This is a genomic window from Streptomyces sp. NPDC042100 (assembly GCF_055582325.1).
In genome coordinates, this window is sequence record NZ_JBVJDK010000001.1 from 81,400 (window position 1) to 98,828 (window position 17,429).

General features: G+C 74.4%; 19 protein-coding genes and 1 tRNA gene. 10 read left to right on the forward strand and 10 right to left on the reverse strand.

Features of this window, described 5'->3' with window-relative positions; translation table 11 throughout:
• Window positions 1–19: 19 nt before the first annotated feature.
• Window positions 20–1,579 (forward strand): DoxX family membrane protein, encoded by a 1,560-nt coding sequence (locus ACZ6J5_RS00425; protein WP_469386159.1) that lies wholly within the window; start codon window positions 20–22, stop codon window positions 1,577–1,579.
• 333 nt (window positions 1,580–1,912) lie between these two features.
• Here ACZ6J5_RS00425 and ACZ6J5_RS00430 read toward each other — a convergent pair whose 3' ends face one another.
• The 3 genes from ACZ6J5_RS00430 to ACZ6J5_RS00440 form a co-directional block, all read right to left on the reverse strand.
• Window positions 1,913–2,626, reverse strand: coding sequence for a nucleotidyltransferase family protein (locus ACZ6J5_RS00430; RefSeq protein WP_469386161.1), 714 nt, complete (start codon window positions 2,624–2,626; stop codon window positions 1,913–1,915).
• Between the two features lie 39 nt (window positions 2,627–2,665).
• Entirely contained in the window at window positions 2,666–3,076 is a 411-nt protein-coding gene (locus ACZ6J5_RS00435) for a hypothetical protein (protein ID WP_362482222.1), read from the reverse strand.
• 284 nt (window positions 3,077–3,360) lie between these two features.
• Window positions 3,361–4,458: an ABC transporter ATP-binding protein gene (locus ACZ6J5_RS00440; protein WP_469386163.1), complete on the reverse strand. Its 1,098-nt coding sequence runs from the start codon at window positions 4,456–4,458 to the stop codon at window positions 3,361–3,363.
• A 181-nt stretch (window positions 4,459–4,639) separates the two neighbouring features.
• On the opposite strand from ACZ6J5_RS00440, the gene ACZ6J5_RS00445 reads away from it, so the two are divergent.
• The 3 genes from ACZ6J5_RS00445 to ACZ6J5_RS00455 all read left to right on the forward strand — a co-directional run bounded on the left by ACZ6J5_RS00445 (window position 4,640) and on the right by ACZ6J5_RS00455 (window position 5,678).
• Window positions 4,640–4,716, forward strand: a tRNA-Thr gene (locus tag ACZ6J5_RS00445).
• Between the two features lie 85 nt (window positions 4,717–4,801).
• On the forward strand, window positions 4,802–4,966 hold the full coding sequence (locus ACZ6J5_RS00450; RefSeq protein ID WP_469386165.1) for a TerD family protein: 165 nt from the start codon (window positions 4,802–4,804) through the stop codon (window positions 4,964–4,966).
• A 58-nt stretch (window positions 4,967–5,024) separates the two neighbouring features.
• Window positions 5,025–5,678 (forward strand): TOPRIM nucleotidyl transferase/hydrolase domain-containing protein, encoded by a 654-nt coding sequence (locus ACZ6J5_RS00455; RefSeq protein WP_469386167.1) that lies wholly within the window; start codon window positions 5,025–5,027, stop codon window positions 5,676–5,678.
• Here the strand turns inward: ACZ6J5_RS00455 and ACZ6J5_RS00460 are convergent.
• Window positions 5,665–7,053 carry an NAD(P)/FAD-dependent oxidoreductase gene (locus ACZ6J5_RS00460; protein WP_469386169.1) on the reverse strand — a complete coding sequence of 463 codons (1,389 nt, stop codon included), beginning with the start codon at window positions 7,051–7,053 and terminating at the stop codon, window positions 5,665–5,667. The genes ACZ6J5_RS00455 and ACZ6J5_RS00460 overlap by 14 nt on opposite strands.
• Before the next feature lie 152 nt (window positions 7,054–7,205).
• On the opposite strand from ACZ6J5_RS00460, the gene ACZ6J5_RS00465 reads away from it, so the two are divergent.
• The 4 genes from ACZ6J5_RS00465 to ACZ6J5_RS00480 are packed head-to-tail and all read left to right on the forward strand — an operon-like array spanning window position 7,206 to window position 9,714.
• Window positions 7,206–7,922: a DsbA family protein gene (locus tag ACZ6J5_RS00465; RefSeq protein ID WP_469386171.1), complete on the forward strand. Its 717-nt coding sequence runs from the start codon at window positions 7,206–7,208 to the stop codon at window positions 7,920–7,922.
• Window positions 7,923–7,955: 33 nt separating this feature from the next.
• On the forward strand, window positions 7,956–8,861 hold the full coding sequence (locus ACZ6J5_RS00470) for an aminoglycoside phosphotransferase family protein (RefSeq protein ID WP_469387387.1): 906 nt from the start codon (window positions 7,956–7,958) through the stop codon (window positions 8,859–8,861).
• Window positions 8,862–8,865: 4 nt separating this feature from the next.
• On the forward strand, window positions 8,866–9,345 hold the full coding sequence (locus tag ACZ6J5_RS00475; protein WP_362482200.1) for a GNAT family N-acetyltransferase: 480 nt from the start codon (window positions 8,866–8,868) through the stop codon (window positions 9,343–9,345).
• Window positions 9,346–9,354: 9 nt separating this feature from the next.
• Complete coding sequence (locus tag ACZ6J5_RS00480) at window positions 9,355–9,714, forward strand: hypothetical protein (RefSeq protein WP_469386173.1); 360 nt, start codon at window positions 9,355–9,357, stop codon at window positions 9,712–9,714.
• A gap of 6 nt (window positions 9,715–9,720) precedes the next feature.
• On the opposite strand, the gene ACZ6J5_RS00485 is transcribed toward ACZ6J5_RS00480, so the two are convergent.
• Together ACZ6J5_RS00485 and ACZ6J5_RS00490 are read right to left on the reverse strand one after the other, a co-directional pair.
• Entirely contained in the window at window positions 9,721–10,719 is a 999-nt protein-coding gene (locus ACZ6J5_RS00485; protein WP_469386175.1) for a zinc-binding dehydrogenase, read from the reverse strand.
• Between the two features lie 68 nt (window positions 10,720–10,787).
• Entirely contained in the window at window positions 10,788–11,975 is a 1,188-nt protein-coding gene (locus ACZ6J5_RS00490) for an FAD-dependent oxidoreductase (RefSeq protein ID WP_469386177.1), read from the reverse strand.
• Between the two features lie 119 nt (window positions 11,976–12,094).
• Between ACZ6J5_RS00490 and ACZ6J5_RS00495 the strand changes: the two genes are divergently transcribed.
• Window positions 12,095–12,775, forward strand: a complete 681-nt coding sequence (locus ACZ6J5_RS00495; RefSeq protein ID WP_469386179.1) for a pentapeptide repeat-containing protein — start codon at window positions 12,095–12,097, stop codon at window positions 12,773–12,775.
• Window positions 12,776–12,903: 128 nt separating this feature from the next.
• On the opposite strand, the gene ACZ6J5_RS00500 is transcribed toward ACZ6J5_RS00495, so the two are convergent.
• The 4 genes from ACZ6J5_RS00500 to ACZ6J5_RS00515 all read right to left on the reverse strand — a co-directional run bounded on the left by ACZ6J5_RS00500 (window position 12,904) and on the right by ACZ6J5_RS00515 (window position 16,546).
• Entirely contained in the window at window positions 12,904–13,404 is a 501-nt protein-coding gene (locus tag ACZ6J5_RS00500; RefSeq protein ID WP_469386181.1) for a hypothetical protein, read from the reverse strand.
• A 12-nt stretch (window positions 13,405–13,416) separates the two neighbouring features.
• Window positions 13,417–14,628 (reverse strand): FAD-dependent monooxygenase, encoded by a 1,212-nt coding sequence (locus ACZ6J5_RS00505; RefSeq protein WP_469386183.1) that lies wholly within the window; start codon window positions 14,626–14,628, stop codon window positions 13,417–13,419.
• A 122-nt stretch (window positions 14,629–14,750) separates the two neighbouring features.
• Window positions 14,751–15,377 carry a response regulator gene (locus ACZ6J5_RS00510; protein WP_469386184.1) on the reverse strand — a complete coding sequence of 209 codons (627 nt, stop codon included), beginning with the start codon at window positions 15,375–15,377 and terminating at the stop codon, window positions 14,751–14,753.
• Window positions 15,374–16,546: a sensor histidine kinase gene (locus ACZ6J5_RS00515; RefSeq protein WP_469386186.1), complete on the reverse strand. Its 1,173-nt coding sequence runs from the start codon at window positions 16,544–16,546 to the stop codon at window positions 15,374–15,376. Before ACZ6J5_RS00515 ends, ACZ6J5_RS00510 begins: the two co-directional genes overlap by 4 nt.
• A 232-nt stretch (window positions 16,547–16,778) precedes the next feature.
• Here ACZ6J5_RS00515 and ACZ6J5_RS00520 point away from each other — a divergent pair, with 232 nt between their 5' ends.
• Complete coding sequence (locus tag ACZ6J5_RS00520; protein WP_469386188.1) at window positions 16,779–17,327, forward strand: GlcG/HbpS family heme-binding protein; 549 nt, start codon at window positions 16,779–16,781, stop codon at window positions 17,325–17,327.
• The last annotated feature ends 102 nt before the right edge of the window (window positions 17,328–17,429 follow it).

Sequence of the window (17,429 nt, forward strand, 5' to 3'; positions counted from 1 at the left end):
CCGCGCGTCACTCGGTTAGATGAGTGTGGACACCAGAACGCCCCGGCCGGGGTTCGACGATCAGCCCGCGCTGAGCATGGTCAAAGTGGATTCCGATCCCGCCCAGGTGATCGTGAACCACGCCAGCTTCCGTGTGCGGCTCGCGCCGGCCCAACAGCCGAAGTTCGCCGTGAACCCCCGTATCGCCGCCCTCGCCGGAGCGGCCGTGGGAGGTGCCGCGGCGGGTGGCGCGCGCCGCCGGCCCGTCGTGTGGACCGGGAAGTCCGCGCCCGGCGCGGGCGGTCTGCTCCAGGCGGTGCGCGAATCGTCGGTGGCCGCCTCGGTCTCCACGCTGGAACCGGCGACGCAGACCATCCCGCGCATCGACGACACGATGCCGACCCCGGTGGTGCCCGCCGGCCCCGCCGCCCCGCTGCTGCCGCCGATGCGGCGCGCCGAGGGGGCGTACGACGGGGGCGCGTACGACGAGGTCTACGCGATCGGGCCGGACGCCCACGACCCGGGCGCCGACCCGGACGGCCGGGCCGCGCAGCGGCACGGCGCGGACGCGGTGCGGCACGCCTACTACCCGGGCCGCCGGATGAACCTGGGCGTGGTGCTGCTGCCGCTGCGGGTCTTCCTCGGCTTCATCTCCATCTACGCGGGCATGGGCAAGCTCTGCGACCCCGTCTACTTCGACGGCGGCGAGCGCGGCTCGATGGTCAAGTGGCTGAACTCGCTGCACCCGTGGCCGCTCGCCGAGCCGCTGCGCGACTTCGCCCTCCAGCACCCGGTCGGCGCGGGCCTCACGGTCGCCTTCCTCCAGGTCGTCGTCGGCGTCCTGACGGTGCTGGGCCTGTGGCAGCGGGTCGCCGCCGTGGTCGGCGCGATGCTGTCGGCGGCGCTGATCCTGACGGTGAGCTGGAAGACCGTCCCGGTCTACGACGCGCCCGACATCATCTTCCTGGCCGCCTGGTCGCCGCTGATCATCGCGGGCGCCCCGGTGTACTCGATCGACGGGCGGCTGGCCGGCGAGGCCTGGCGGACCCTCGGGCCGCGCTCCGAGCTGTGGGAGCTGCGCCGCCGGGTGCTGCGCCGGGGCGCGATCGTCGCCGCGGTCGTCGTCGGGCTGACGCTGCTGGGCGGCTCGATGCTCGGCGGGGCCGTGCGGTCCACGCAGATGGTGACGGTGCCGGGTCCGGACGACGACCCGGTCAACCACCTGCCCGGCCAGCCGCTGCCGAAGGAGCCCGGCGCCGCGGGCCCGTCGCGCAAGCAGCCGAAGAGCCCCGAGCCCTCGGCGACGAGCGGGGCGAGCGAGGGCGCGCGGTCCGAGAAGACGGCGAAGCCCTCGAAGACGGCGGAGCCGCCCCGCAGCCGGCGGACCAGCCCCTCGGCCACGCAGGGCGGCGGCACCCGCAGCCCGAGCCAGTCGCGTACGGCGGCGCCGCCGAGCTCGACGGGCTCCGGTTCCGGCGCGGGCGGTTCGGGCGGCACGAGCGGCACCCCGAGCAGCGGCGGCAGCGGCGGTGGCGGCTCCTCGGACGGCGGTTCGTCCACGTCCGGTCCGCAGAACCCGATCGGCGGCCTGCTGGGCTGACGTACGGGAGACGTGAAGGGCCCGGGTGCCACGCACCCGGGCCCTTCCTCGTGTCCGTCCTCGGGCCAGGCGGGCCTGGAGGCCGTCGAGGAGGGCGTCGAGGACGTACGTGAAGACGGCGGCGGCGGCCCGGTCGGCGGCGGCCCCGGCGAACCCGGCCCGCTCGTACACGGCGAGGGTGTGTTCGTCGTGCCGGGCCTTCTCCTCCCTGGCGCTGCTCGCCGACCTGGCGATCCTGCGGAGCCGGCTCGGCCCTGGCGCTGACGGCGGCGGCGCTGCTCTGAGCGCGCGCCGCCGGGTCGGGCGGGGGCCTGGGGCCTGTCGTCACGGGCCCTAGGCGTGGGCGGCGAGCTCCTTGGCGGCCTCGGTGAGGTCCTTGGCGGTGTCGATGGCCCGCCAGTAGGCCCCCTGGGGCAGCGGGAAGCCGGCCAGGCGCCGCTCGCGGGCGAGCCGGGGGAAGGTGGTGCGCTCGTGGTCGCCGAGGTCGGGCAGCAGATCCGTGAAGGCGGCGGAGAAGACGTACACGCCCGCGTTGATGAGGTACGGGGACGGCGGCGACTCGATGAAGTCGGTGATGTGGCCGAAGGCGTCGGTCTCGACGGCGCCCCAGGGGATGCGGGGGCGGGCCAGGGCGAGGGTCGCGGTGGCGTCGCGCTCCTCGTGGAACTCGGCCATCTCGCGCAGCGAGAAGCGGGTCCAGATGTCGCCGTTGGTGGCGTACCAGGGCCGGTCGGGCTCGGGCAGGTGGGCGGCGGCGTACTTGAGGCCGCCGCCTCGGCCGAGCGGCTCCGTCTCGACGACCGTGGTCACCTTGAGGGGCAGCACGGCGCCGTCCAGCCACTCCTGGAGCACCTCTGCCAGGTGCCCGCAGGAGACGACGACGTCCGTCACTCCCTCGGCGGCGAGCCAGGAAAGCTGATGGCCGATGATCGGGGTCCCGGTGCCCGGGATCTCGACCATCGGCTTGGGGCGGTCGTCGGTGTACGGGCGCAGCCGCGAGCCCTGGCCGCCCGCCAGGACCACGGCCTGCGTCGGGGAGGTATGCATACCGGGAACGATATGCGCACCGGCGGTGCCGGACCCCACTCAGCCCGCGTGCATGACGCCGGTCGCGAAGGAGGTGTCGCAGACCGGGCGGGAGAAGGACTGGGCGCGCGCGGGGCCGTAGTGGCGCACGGCGGCGGCGCCGAGGGAGCGGGCGATGGACATGCAGTGCTTGGCGAGGGACGGGCGGTTCTCGACCTCGCGCTGGAGGTGGGTGAGGGCCGTTCCGGGGTCCTTCTCCTGAAGCTCTGCGAGGAGCTGGTCGCGCAGAATATCCTGCGGTGCGCGGGACTTGGCGCGGGTGGAGACGTCCGTGGACGAGGCCAGCAGCTCGGTCCCGGAGTCGCGTCCGGCCCACGGCACGGCGGACACCGCGAGCGTGCCGGAGAGCACCAGGACGACGGGCAGGACGAGGGCGAGAGAGCGGCCGATTCGGCGGGCAGTGTGCGTCACGCAGGCGAGCGTAGCGGCCGGTAGTGATATGGCGACATTTAGTCACTCTCGCGGGGGATGGTTCGAAGTGTCTTTTCGAATCCCGTGTTGACGAGGGTGGGGTGTCGGGGGCCTGATTGCCCAGTTCTGCCGGGGTTTTCGCCGACTCCGGGTTTCATGCCTTCTGTACGCGAACGGCTCCGCCCCCGCAAGCGGGGACGGAGCCGTCGGGAGGTGCGGCCGGGCGAGCCGAGCGCGCCGGGGTGCGCCCGGCGCGTACCGGAGCCGGTCAGCCGGTGAGCCGGTCAGTCGGTGAGGCGCTCGCCGGTCGAGGTCGAGAAGACGTGGAGCTCGTCGGGGCGGGGCACGACCTGGAGGGTGGAGCCCTTCGCCGGGACGTCACGGCCGCCGACGCGGACGACCACGTCCTTGTCCTCGCCGCCGACGCGGGTGGAGCCGTAGACGAAGCCGTCGGAGCCGAGCTCCTCGACGACGTTGACGGTCACGGCGAGGCCGTCCTTGCTGGCGGCGCTCTGCACGTCGAAGTGCTCGGGGCGGACGCCGACGGTGACCGTGGTGTCGCCCTTGGCGGAGGCGGCGGCGATGGCGTCACGGGAGACCGGGACGACGCTGTTGCCGAACTTCACGCCGCCGTCGGTGATCGGGACCTCGATCAGGTTCATGGCCGGGGAGCCGATGAAGCCGGCGACGAAGAGGTTGGCGGGCTTGTCGTACATGGTGCGCGGGGTGTCGACCTGCTGGAGCAGACCGTCCTTGAGGACGGCGACGCGGTCGCCCATGGTGAGCGCCTCGGTCTGGTCGTGGGTCACGTACACCGTGGTGATGCCGAGCCGGCGCTGCAGGCTGGCGATCTGCGTACGGGTCGAGACGCGGAGCTTGGCGTCCAGGTTGGACAGCGGCTCGTCCATGAGGAAGACCTGCGGCTCACGCACGATGGCGCGGCCCATGGCGACGCGCTGGCGCTGACCGCCGGAGAGCGCCTTCGGCTTGCGGTCGAGGTACTCGGTGAGGTCGAGGATCTTCGCGGCCTCTTCGACCTTGGTGCGGATCTCGCTCTTGTTGACGCCGGCGATCTTGAGGGCGAAGCCCATGTTGTCGGCGACGGTCATGTGCGGGTAGAGCGCGTAGTTCTGGAACACCATGGCGATGTCCCGGTCCTTCGGGGGCAGGTGCGTGACGTCGCGGTCGCCGATGCGGATGGCGCCGGTGGTGACGTCCTCCAGGCCGGCCAGCATGCGCAGCGAGGTCGACTTGCCACAGCCGGAGGGGCCGACGAGAACGAGGAACTCGCCGTCGGCGATCTCGATCTCCAGCTCGTTGACGGAGGGCTTTTCGGCGCCGGGGTAGACCAGGGTCGCCTTGTCATAGGTGACGGAAGCCATGGTGATGTGTCCCTTCACCGGCAGGAACGTGCCGGACGATCCGAGTAAAGGAGGGATTGAGGTCTAGTCCACCTGGGTGAACCGCAAGTGACGCTACCCGCCGCTACCCGATCTGTCAGCACCCCCGGCCCACGAGATTCCCGCCCCCGCCCCGGCGCCGGTTCGTTACACTGCACGGGCTGCCTCCTTAGCTCAGCTGGCCAGAGCACCGCTCTTGTAAAGCGGGGGTCGTCGGTTCGAACCCGACAGGGGGCTCCAGGGCCGAGGGCCGGTGCGGGGGGATGCTCCCGGGCCGGCCCTTCGCGCGTGCGGTGCCTGTGGCGTCGGGCTGTGCCGGGTGGGGGTGGCCGACGGACGCGCCGGCGAGACCGCCCTGGTGCTGGGGTCGTTCCGGCGCCGGGCGAGCGGGGACTGGGACTCCGTCATCGGGGGCATCGGGGGCAAGGGATACCGCGGCGGCCTCCAGGAGCTGATCGCGGAGTACCGCATCGATGTCGCCGAGGAGTAGGCGGGAGCCGTGTCGCGCGGCGTGGGGCCGGGTTCGGAGGGGCTGGGTGGGAGAGGGCATGGACGCGTTCCGGGACGCCGTCGTCGGGTGGGCCGCCGGCGGGGGCGGGGACGGGGGCGGGGACGGCCTCGTGCGGGGGCGGGTCGGACGGGTCGCCCGGGAGGCGGGGGTGCGGGCCGTCGTGCTGGTCGAGGGGGACAGCGATGTCCATGCCGTCGAGGCCGCGGCGCGGCGGGGCGGGTGGGATCTCGGGGGCGACGGGGTGTGCGTGGTGCCGATGGGCGGGGCCATGAGCGTGGGGCGGTTCGTGGGGGTGCTGGGGCCTCGGGGGCTGGGGGTGCCGTTGTTCGGGCTCTGTGACGAGCGGGAGCGGGGGTACTTCGAGCGGGCCTGGGAGCGGGGCGGGGTGCCCGGGCGGGATGTCTTCGTCTGCTCCGCCGACCTTGAGGACGAGTTCGTGCGGCTGCTCGGGGTCGAGCGGGTCGTCGAGGTGGTGCGGGAGGAAGGGGAGGGGCGGGCGTTGCGGACGTTTCTGCGGCAGCCCGATCAGCAGGGGCGGGACCCGGGGCAGCGGCTCCGGCGGTTCTTCGGGACCAAGAAGGGGCGCAAGATCCGCTACGGGCGGGTGCTCGTCGAGGCCCTCGGGGCCGGGCAGCCGCTGCCCGGCCCGCTCCTCGGGCTGTTCGACGCGCTCCCGGTCAGCGCCCGCTGAGGCGGTTGGCCCAGGTCGCCACCGGGTCCGTGTGCGCCGTGCGGCCCACCGCCTCGCGCCGGTCGGCGCCGCGGAACGCCGCGTACATCGTCTGCACGCCCACCCACCGCAGCGGCTCGGGCTCCCACTTGCGCACCTTGTGGTTCACCCAGGGCAGGGTGGTCAGCGCGGTGGGGCCCGACGGCGTCGAGTCCTGCTGGATCAGGTCGCGCAGGGTGCGCGCCGCCAGGTTCGTCGTCGCGACGCCCGAGCCCACGTAGCCGCCCGCCCAGCCCAGGCCCGTCGAGCGGTCCAGGGTCACCGTCGCGCACCAGTCGCGCGGCACGCCGAGCACGCCGGACCAGGCGTGATCGATCCGTACGCCCGCGAGCTGCGGGAAGAAGCGGACCAGGATCTCGCGCAGCGCCTCGATCGTCCGGGCCTGGGTCCGGCCGTCGTTGTCCGTCTTCGAGCCGAAGCGGTACGGGACGCCCCGGCCGCCCAGCGCGATCCGCCCGTCCGCCGTGCGCTGCGCGTACATGTAGGCGTGCGCCATGTCGCCGAGGGTCTCCAGGCCGTTCCAGCCGATGGACTCCCACTGCGCCTCGGTCAGCGGCTCGGTCGCCACCATCGAGGAGTTCATCGGCAGCCAGGTGCGCCGCTGGCCCGCGAGCGAGGCGGTGAAACCCTCCGTGCAGCGCAGCACATAGGGCGCGCGGACCGTCCCGTACGGCGTGACCGCGTGCTTCGGGCGGATCTCGGTCACCGGCGTCGACTCGTGGATCGTCACCCCGAGCGCCTCCACCGCGTCGGCCAGCCCCTTCACCAGCTTCACCGGGTGCAGGCGCGCCCCGTGCGGGGTCCAGCTCGAACCGACGGCCCCCGCGATCCGCACCCGCTCGGCGGTCTCGCGGGCCCCGTACAGCTCCCGGTCCTTCTCGCCGAAGGCGAGCTCGGCCGCGTGGAACTCCTTCAGGCGGGCCAGCTGCGCCGGGGTCGTCGCGACCTCCAGGACCCCGCCGCGGTGCAGGTCGGCGTCGATGCCCTCGGCGGCGCACACGTCGATCACCTCGCCGACCGTCTCGTTCATCGCGTGCTGGAGCCGGACGGCGGCCTCGTGGCCGTGCAGCTTCGCGTAGCGGTCGCGGCCGGCGATGCCGTTGTAGAGCCAGCCGCCGTTGCGGCCGGAGGCCCCGTAGCCGCAGAACTTCGCCTCCAGGACGACGACGTTGAGGAAGGGCGCCGCCTTCTTGAGGTAGTAGGCGGTCCACAGACCCGTGTACCCGCCGCCGACCACGCAGACGTCGGCCGTGACGTCGCCGGGCAGCGGTTCGCGCGGCGCGGCCGCGCCCTCCCGCGCGTACCAGAACGAGATGCCGCCGTTGATCGTGCTCATGTCTATCCCTCTTCCGGGTCCGTGCGCGGGAGGCTACCGGGCCCTTGGTCCCCTGGATACGGGCCTTTCGCGGCCTCCCGCCCGCCGCGTCGCCGCCTACGTTCGAAGCTGCGGATTCCGTCGTGTGCCCCCCGTCGTGGAAGGACCTCGCCATGCGCGTACGCAGGACCCGGCGGGCGGTGGCCGCCGCGCTGACCGTCGCCGTCATCGGCCTTGCGGGGACGGCCTGTTCGAAGGATTCCCCCTCGGCGTCGGCCGGCTTCACGGTCGAGAAGGCGGACCACACGGACGTGCTGGGCAAGCTGCCCGCCGCCGTGGACGGCCCCCGGATCGTGGTCGGGCAGCCCAAGGCCCCGCACACGGTGACGGTTTTCGTCGACCCGCGCTGCAGCTACTGCGCCACGTTCGAGGCCGCGTCCGGCCAGGTCCTCGCGGAGCGGGCCGCGGCCGGCGACGTGAGGATCGAGTACGTGATCGCCTCCTTCCTCGACTCCCGCACCAGCGGTACGGGCTCCGCCGACGCGGCCAACGCGCTGCGGGCGGCGGCGGACGGCGCCCCGGGCGCCTTCGCGACCTTCATGGCGCACCTCTTCGCGAGTCAGCCCGCCGACGAGGGCGGCGACGGCTTCTCCACCGACCACCTCCTGAAGATCGCCGACCAGGTGCCCGGTCTGCGCGGCGCCGCCTTCGACAAGGCCGTCCGGGACAAGGCGCACAAGGACTGGGTGAAGTCCGCCCAGCACGCCTTCGAGGACTCCGGCGTCGGCGGCACCCCCACCGTCCTCGTCGACGGCAAGCCGCTCGCCGCCGGCAACGGCCTCTACGACGCGGGGCAATTCTCGAAGGCGCTGCGCGACGCCGGTGTCTAGGCTCGGTGCGTGAGCCCTCCCTCCCGCGCGCCGATCCACGTCCCCGCCGAACTGGCCGCCTCCCAGGCCACGTACAACGGGGCCGCGGGCCGCGCCTTCGTCGCCGCGCTGCCCGCCCGCGCGGAGGAGTTCCTGGCGCGCTGGGACCTCGTCCTCACCGGCCCCTCGATGCACGGCGTGGCCTCCCTGGTGCTGCCCGTGCGCCGGAGTGACGGCACCCCCGCCGCCCTCAAGCTCCAGATCCTCGACGAGGAGAGCGAGGGCGAGCCGGCCGGGCTGCGGATCTGGGCCGGCCGCGGCGCCGTGCGGCTGCTCGACCACGACCCGGAGACGGGCGTGATGCTCCTCGAACGGGCCGACGAGACCCGCCACCTCTCGACCCACCCGGACCACCGCGAGGCCGTCCGGATCCTCGCCGGCCTGCTGGCCGGCCTCAGTTCCCACCCCGCCCCGCCCGGGCTGCGCACGCTGTCCGGAATCGCCGGCCGGATGGTCGCCGAGGCGCCCGCCGCGGCGGACCGGCTCGGCGCCGACGACGCCCGCCTGCTGCGGGACTGCGCGGCGGCCGTGCGGGAGGTCCTGCCCGAGCCCGGCGACCGGCTGCTCCACTGGGACCTGCACTACGACAACATCCTGGCCGCCGAGCGCGAGCCCTGGCTGGCCATCGACCCCAAGCCGCTGGCCGGCGACCCCGGCTTCGACCTGCTCCCGGCCCTCACCGACCTGTGGAACCCGGACCCGGCCGAGACGCTGTGGCGCTTCGACCTGCTGACCGAGCGGCTGGGGCTCGACCGGGAGCGGGCCCTCGCCTGGACCCTGGGGCGGGTGCTGCAGAACGGCCTGTGGGACGTCGAGGACGGCGCACCGGCCCTCGACCCCGATCAGGTGTCCATCGCCCGGACGCTGCTGTCGCGCGGGGCCCGGTCCGGTGCACCCTGAGCCCATGATCAGAAACGCCACCCCCGCCGACGTACCCGTCATCCACCGCCTCGTCCGCGAGCTCGCGGAGTACGAGAAGGCCCTCCACGAGGCCCGCGCCACCGAAGAGCAGCTCCACGAGGCCCTGTTCGGGGAGCGGCCCGCCGCCTACGCCCACATCGCCGAGACGGCGGACGGCGAGGTCGCCGGCTTCGCGCTCTGGTTCCTCAACTTCTCCACCTGGCGCGGGGTCCACGGCATCTACCTGGAGGACCTGTACGTGCGCCCCGAGGTGCGCGGCGGCGGGCACGGCAAGGCCCTGCTGACCGAGCTGGCCCGGATCTGCGTGGAGCGCGGCTACGAGCGGCTGGAGTGGTCGGTGCTGAACTGGAACGCCCCCTCGATCGCCTTCTACGAGTCCCTGGGCGCCCGCCCGCAGGACGAGTGGACCGTGTACCGGCTGACGGACGGGGCGCTGCGCGAGCTGGGCGGGGGCGGGGTGTAGGAAGGGGGCATGGACACGGACATCGACAGCGGCACCGACATGGGCGTTCAGGCGCGGTTCGCGCGGATCACCGCCTTCATCGAGGCGCGGCTCACGCCCCTCTTCGACCCCGCGAACGGCAGCGACCACGGCTTCGGCATGGACGACACCTCCCGCGCGCTGCGGGCGCTGCGCTACAGCGTGCAGGCCGCCTCGGCGGTCAACGGGCTGGTGGAGAAGCGGGAGACCGAGCCCGCGCTGCGCCAGGTCGTGGACCAGGCGCTGGAGCACAACTGGGACGTGCTGCGCTCCATCGCCCGGATGTGGGAGGACCACCCCGAGTTCCTTAAGGAGTTCAAGGGGCACTCCTGGGACGTGCTCGGGGTCTGAGGGCCCTCACGGGACCAGGACCACCTTTCCCGTCGTCCCCCGGGTCTCCAGGGCGCGGTGCGCCCTCGCCGCCTCCGCGAGGGGGAAGCGGTGGACGGCGGGGCGCAGGGTGCCCTTCGTGGCGGCCTCCAGGGCGGCGAGTTCGAGGGCGCGGACGTCGCCGCCCGCCTTCTGGATCATGACGGGGCCCAGGACGCTCTCCGACGTGATGCCCCGGGCGGCCTGCTCCTCGGCGGTGAACGTGAGCGGTTCGCCGTCGTGGACGCCCTGGCCCGACCAGCCGAAGACGACGTGCCGGCCGCCCTCGCCGAGCAGGTCCACCGCCGCGCGGCCGGTGGCGCCGCCGACCGAGTCGAAGACGACCGTCGCGGCGCGCCCCGCGAGCCACGCGCGGACCCGCTCCGGCCAGTCGGGGAGCGTGTAGTCGACGGCCAGGTCGGCGCCGTTCGCCCGGACCTTGGCGGCCTTCTCCGGTCCGCCCGCGAGCCCGACGACCGTCGCGCCCGCGTTCTTCGCGTACTGCACGAGCAGCGTGCCGATGCCGCCCGCCGCGGCCGGGACGATCGCGACCGACTCCGGGCCGAGCTCCGTGAACTGGAGGATGCCCAGTGCGGTGCGGCCCGTGCCGATCATGGCCACGGCCTCCGCCTCGCCCAGGTGGCCGGGGAGTTCGTGGAGCCGCGCGGCCTCGGTGACGGTGAGCTCGGCGTAGCCGCCGGGGGCCATGCCGATGTGGGCGACGACCCGCTTGCCGAGCCAGGCCGGGTCGGTGCCCTCGCCGACCGCGTCGACGGTGCCGGCGACCTCGCGGCCGGGCACCGTGGGCAGTTCGACGGGCGCGGGGAACGGGCCCGGCATCCCCTCGCGCAGCGCGGTGTCGAGGAGGTGCACGCCGGCCGCCGCGACCCTGATCCGGACCTGGCCGGGGCCGGGCACCGGGTCGGGGACGCTCTCGTACGTCAGGTTCTCGGCGGGGCCGTAGGTGTGGAGGCGGATGGCGTGCATGGCGTTCCCCTGTTCGTCGCGTGCTCGGCGGGTGCGCGGTGCGTACTCGTGGGCACCAGCCTCCGACCTCAAGCGCGCTTGAGGTCAAGCGGCCGTGGCGCGGGACGCGGCCCGCGCGTGCCGCGCAGGGCCAGGGACACCGCCTCCACGGCGCTCGTGAACGACACCTCCGCCAGCACCCCCGGCGCCGCCACCTGGTCGCCCACCAGGTACACGCCGTCGCCCCGGTCGATGGCCGGGCGGTCGCGCCAGGTCGTGCCCGGGCGGTCCACCGCGCCCGTACGGCCCTGGGAGACGGCCTCGCGCCGCCACACGGTCCGCTCGCGCCAGCCCGCGAAGCCCAGGTCCAGGAGCCGCTCCGCGTGCGCCACACCGTCCGCCTTCGACGCGCCGGGGCCGATCGGCAACTGGGCCTGGATCAGCTGCTCGCCGGCCGGGGCGAGGCTCGGGTCCTGGGTGGTGAAGCGCTCGATCCAGCCGGGCGCGTCCAGGTCGGAGACCGCGAACGGGTCGCCCGCGCGGGTGCGCAGCGCCAGGTCGAACAGGACCGTGCGCCCCGACTCCCAGGTCAGCGACGGGTCGTCGAGCAGGCGCGCGGCCGAGCTGAGGGCCGTCGCGACGACGACCGGGCCGTCCTGCGCGGGCAGGCCCCCGATCCGGGACGAGGTCTCGATCCGGACGCCGAGCTCCCGGGCGCGCGCGGCCATCCGCTCGACCAGGCGGCCCCAGCCGCCCTTGACGAAGTGCGCCTCGGGCGGCACCGAGGCGGCCCGGTGCAGCCGCTCCTGCACGAACCGCGCGGACAGCGCGCCCGGGTCGTGGTGGTAGAGCGCGACCGCGCTGTACGCGGCGGCGGCGCGGGCGCCGGTCTCGCCGACGAGGCCGCTCGCCCAGGTGAGGAAGTCGGTGTCCACGGGCGCCTGTCCGCCGCCGCGGAGGGACTGGCGCAGCAGGCCGAACGGGGGCGTGCGGCGCAGCGCGCCCCGGTGGTGGAAGCGCAGCCGGGTGACGGCGAGGGGCGGCAGCGGGGCGAGCTCGCCGAGGAGTCCGCGCTGCTTGAGCCAGGTCCAGTGCGGGCCGCCGGAGTAGAGGGCGTGCGGGCCGTCGTTGGTGAGGTACGGGCCCGGCGCGGTGCGGGCCCGGCCGCCGAGGGTGTGGTGCGCCTCGTGCAGGGTGACGTCGGCGCCCGCCTCGGCGGCGGTGATCGCCGCGGTGAGTCCGGCGAAGCCGCCGCCGATGATGGTGATCTTCCGCATGGTCCGCTCCCTCGTGGTCCGTGGGCCCGGTGGGTTCTCCGGGCCGCACAGGGGTGACGGACGGCGGGGGCGGGTTCGTGACATCGGCGGGCGGGGCGTTGTCAGTGGGGTGCGTCACGATGGGACGCATGACGCGCAAGACGGTGAGGAAAGTGGCGAAGGTCCGCAGGCCGGAGGTGCGGCTGCCGCCGCTGGCGCCCTTCGGCGGGCCCGGTCTCGACCCCGACGGGGACTACGACGGGGTGGAGTTCGAGGAGCTCGACCTGGCGGGCCAGGACGGCGCGGGGGCGCGCTTCCTGGACTGCGCGCTGCGGGGCTGCGCGCTGGACGAGACGCGGCTGAGATCGGCCCGCTTCCTCGACTCGGTGCTCGCGGGCGTACGGGGGGTGGGCACCGACCTGGCCGGGGCGCAGCTTCGGGACGTCGAGCTGGTGGACGCCCGGCTGGGCGGCACGCAGCTGCACGGCGCGGTGCTGGAGCGGGTGTGGGTGCGCGGCGGGAAGATCGACTATCTGAATCTGCGGAGCGCCGAGCTGCGGGACGTGCTCTTCGAGGGCTGTGTGCTGAGCGAGCCGGACTTCGGGGGCGCGAAGCTGGAGCGGGTGGAGTTCCGGGACTGCGTGGTGACGGGCGTGGAGCTCAGCCGGGCGACGCTGAAGGACGTGGACCTGCGCACGGCGCAGCGGGTGGAGATCGCCCGGGGGGTGGACGCCCTGGCGGGCGCGGTGATCTCCACGGGCCAGCTCCTGGACCTGGCGCCGGTGTTCGCGGCGCAGCTGGGGGTGCGGGTGGAGGACTGACGCCCGGGACCTCCGGGGCCGGGCCCGGGGCTGCCGGGGCCCGGAGGCCGCTGGGCCCCGGGCCCGCGCTGGCCGCCCGCCGTCCGGGCCCGCGCCGCCGCCCGGCCTCGCCCCCGTACGTCCGCGTGCTACGTCACGCGCGGGAACTTCGCCTGGAGGGACCACACGGCCGGGTTGTCGGCGAGGCCCTCGTGCATGTCCGTGAGGTCGGCGATCAGGTCGTGGAGGAAGTCGCGGGCCTCGCGGCGCAGGGCCGCGTGGTTGAAGGTGAGCGGCGGCTCCTCGCCCGGCATCCAGTCGGCCTCGACGTCCACCCAGCCGAAGCGGCGCTCGAACAGCATCCGGTCCGAGGACTCGGTGAAGTCGAGCTCCGCGTACCGCGGCTGCGCGGCACGGCTGCCGCGCGGGTCCTGGTCGAGCTGCTCGACGATGTCGCACAGCGCCCACGCGAAGTCGAGCACCGGCACCCATCCCCAGGCGGTGGACACCTCCTGGTCCTTCTCCGTGTCCGCGAGGTAGACGTCACCGCAGAACAGGTCGTGCCGCAGCGCGTGGACGTCCGCGTGGCGGTAGTCCGTCTGCGGCGGGTCGGGGAAGCGGCGGGAGAGCGAGTAGCCGATGTCGAGCACGGGGAGATGGTGTCATGCCCGGGTGGAACGGTGCACCGCCCGGGCCACCCGGGGCCCCAGCCAGCGCTTGAGCCGGCGCAGCGGCTCCAGCGACCCGGCGGCCCGGTCCAGGCGGTAGTAGAGCTGCGGCGGGATGTGCGGGAGCAGCGGGGAGTGCCGCTGGCCGAGCAGGGCGAACATCCTGGCCGGCTCCAGCGCCATGTACCGGGGCAGGTTCTCGTACCACTGGGCGCTGTAGCGGGCCGCGCTCTGCGCCGAGACGAGCTCCGCGCGGCGCCGCGCGCCGTACGTGGTGAGCGCGGCGTCCAGGTCGCCCGCCGGGCGCAGGGCGGCGGCCAGCGCGAGGGCGTCCTCCAGGGCCAGGGTGGTGCCCGCGCCGATCGAGTAGTGGGTGGTGTGGGCGGCGTCGCCGAGGAGGACGAGCCGGCCGTGGTGCCAGGCGCGGGTGGTCAGGGTGCGGAAGGTCAGCCACTGGGCGCTGCCGTCGCTGTGCGCGCGCCCGATCAGCGGCTCGCCGTCGAGGAGGTCGGCGAAGAGCTTCTCCAGCAGGTTCAGGCTGTCCGCCTCGGTCATCCGGTCCAGCCCGAGGCCGGTCCAGGTGGCGGGGGAGCACTCGACGACGCAGGTGGAGCGCTCGCCGCTGAAGCCGTACGCGTAGCACCAGATCCAGCCGTGCTCGGTCTCCTTGAAGGCGAAGCTGAAGGAGTCGAAGACCTTGGTGGTGCCGAGCCAGATGTACTGGTTGCGGCCGCTGGTCAGCTCGGCGCCGAAGCGGTCGGCGTGCGCCTCGCGGAGCGCGCTGTGCACGCCGTCGGCGGCCACGACCAGGTCGGAGCCGGCCAGCTCGGGGGCGTCCGGGCCGCCGATCCCGTGCTCGAACTCGACGCGGACGCCGAGCGCGCGGGCCCGGTCGGCGAGCAGGTTGAGCATCCGGCGGCGGCCGATGCCGAAGCCGGCGTCGCCGTGGTGGGTGGTCCGCTCGTCGCGGACGATGGCGACGCCGTCGGTCCAGGTCACGGAGGCGGCGGCGATCGCGTCGGCGGACTCGGGGTCGCCCGCGCGCAGCTTGTCGAGCAGCCCCGCCCAGTAGGTGACGCCCCAGCCGTACGTGGAGCCGGCCGGGTTCCGCTCGTACACGGTGATCTCGTGGGCCGGGTCCTGGCGCTTCATCAGGATCGAGAAGTACAGACCGGCGGGCCCGCCGCCGACGACGGTGATCTTCACGTGCGCTCCCACGGGGCATAACACTGTGCGCTGGAATGGCAACGCAGGGTAGCAGTGCGCGGCTCGCCCCGCCCGGCGCCGTGCCGGGCCCGGCCACGGCGGCAGCCGCTGCCCGGGCCCGGCTACGGCAGCAGCCGCTGCTCCTTCGCCACCGCCACCGCACCCGCGCGCGTGTCGACGCCGAGCTTCGCGTAGATGCGGCCCAGGTGGGTCTTGACCGTCGCCTCGCTGATGAACAGCGCGCGGGCGATCTCCCGGTTGCCGAGGCCGTGCGCGAGCTGCCCGAGGATGTCCCGCTCCCGGTCGGTGAGCGTGGGGCCCGCCGCGCCCCGCATCCGGTCCATCACCCGGCTGGCGACCGGCGGCGACAGCGTCGTGCGGCCCCGCGCGGCCGAGTGGATCGCGGCGAACAGCTCCTCGGGCCGCTCGGCCTTCAGGAGGTAGCCGGTGGCGCCCGCCTCGATCGCGCGGGTGATGTCGGCGTCGGTGTCGTACGTGGTGAGGACGAGCACGTGGACGCCGGAGCCCGCCCCGGAGATCCGCCGGGTGGCCTCGACGCCGTCGATGCCCGGCCCGAGCTGGAGGTCCATCAGGACGACGTCCGGGCGCAGGTGCTGGGCCATCGCCACGGCCTCCTCGCCGCTGCCCGCCTCCCCGACCACCTCGATGTCGGGGGTGCTGCCCAGCAGGGCGAGCAGTCCGGCGCGGACCACCGCGTGGTCGTCGCAGAGCAGGATCCGTACGGTCACTCGCCTGCCTCCAGGGGGTGTGAGAGGGGGATCGCGGCCGAGAGCACGGTGCCCTCGCCGGGAGCGGACTCGATCGTCAGCGTGCCGCCGAGCTGCCGGGCCCGCACCCGCATCGCGGGCAGCCCGTGGCCCCGGACGCCGCCGTCCGGGCGGGCGGGCGCCGGGTCGAAGCCGCGCCCGTCGTCGGCGACGTCCAGCACCACCTGGTCGTCCAGATAGCTGAGGGTCAGCGCGGCGGCGCTCGCGCCCGCGTGCTCGCGGATGTTGGCGAGGGCGCCCTGCGCGATCCGCAGCAGCGCCGACTGCACCCGGTCCGGCAGCGCGACGGGCGTCCCGTCCACCCGGAACGCGGCCGACTCGCGCGTCGCGAGCCCGCGCAGCGCCTCTTCCAGACCGCCGCCCCCGGCGAGGTCCGCCGGGGCCAGGTCGTGCACGAAGCGGCGGGCCTCGGCGAGGTTCCGTTCGGCGATCGACTGGGCGGTGCGGACGTGCCGGCGGGCGGTGGCCGGGTCGCCGTCCCAGGTGCGGTCGGCCGCCTGAAGCAGCATCTGCTGGCTGGACAGGCCCTGCGCCAGGGTGTCGTGGATCTCCATCGAGAGCCGCTGCCGCTCCGCGAGGGTGCCCTCGCGCCGCTCGGTCGCGGCCAGTTCGCGGCGGGTGCGGATCAGGTCGTCGATCAGCGCCCGCTGCCGGTCCGCCTGCCGTTCGGCGTGCACGAACACGGCGGTCGCGATGGCGGCGACGGCCGGCGGGGCGATCACCAGGTTCGGGTCCCAGCCGCCGTGCGACAGCTTCACCTGGGCCGTCACCACGAAGGCGGTGAGGAGCGTGACCAGCCCGAGGGCGGCCTTGGGCGGCAGGGTGCGCAGGCCCGTGTAGAACAGCGGCACCGCGCACCAGGCGAAGCTCGGCGCCAGCACCACGAGGACCATCCACACGGCGACGACCGTGCCCAGCCAGGCGATCCGCCGGGGCGTGGCGCGGGTACCGAGGACGGGCCCGAGGAGGTAGAGCGAGGCCAGCGCGCCGGACAGGGCGACGATCCAGGGGCTGCGGTCCTCCCAGGGGTGGCGCAGCAGGAAGCGGGCGAGGGAGGCGCCGAGCAGCAGGAAGAAGGCGATGTGCATGACCCGCGCCAGCCAGCGGGCGTCCGGGTCGCGCTCCATCATCCACCTCAAGCATCGAGTCAAGCCGTTGACCTGGTCGTACGCATCCATCCTGACCCAAGGGGGCCAGGGCGGCATCAACCGATCGGCTGACGGCCCCGTCCTCCAGTGTGCGCGCCGGGCCGAGCCGGATCGTGGACCGAACGGCCCGGATTCCGGGCGGAGGATCGATGCAGAGCGAACGGAACACGGAACACCGACACCGGCCGCCGCCCTCGACTTCCAGGAGCCCGCCATGAAGAAGAAGATCCTCCTCGGCGCCACCACCGCCGCCGTCATCGCCGCCGGTACCTTCGGCGCCGTCTCCGCCAGCGCCTCCGCCCCGCAGGCCGCGCCCGCCGCCGCCGTGGCGAAGAAGGGCGACGCGGACCGGGGCAACCTGCGCCAGGACACCCACCTGACCATCGCCGCCGCCACCAAGGCCGCGCAGGCCACCCTGAAGGCCGCCGAGAAGGAGAACCAGCGGGTCTCCGTCGCCGTCGTCGACCGCAACGGCAACACGATCGTCACCCTGCGCGGCGACGGCGCCGGCCCGCAGTCCTACGAGTCGGCCGAGCGCAAGGCGTTCACCGCCGTCTCCTGGAACGCCCCGACCTCCGTCCTCGCGGGCCGCCTCGCCCAGGCCCCGAACCTGAAGGACATCCCGGGCACCCTCTTCCTCGCCGGCGGCGCCCCCGTCGCCGCGAACGGCGCCCCGATCGCGGGCATCGGCGTGGCCGGCGCCCCCTCGGGCGACCTGGACGAGAAGTTCGCCCAGGCGGGCGTGGCCGCGCTCAACGACTGACCCGGCCCCGGCCCGCGCGGCCGGCCCCGGCCCGGTCCCCTGCGCGGATCGGCGGCACCCGGACCCCCCGCCGGGCGCCGCCGATCCGTCATGTCCGGCTCC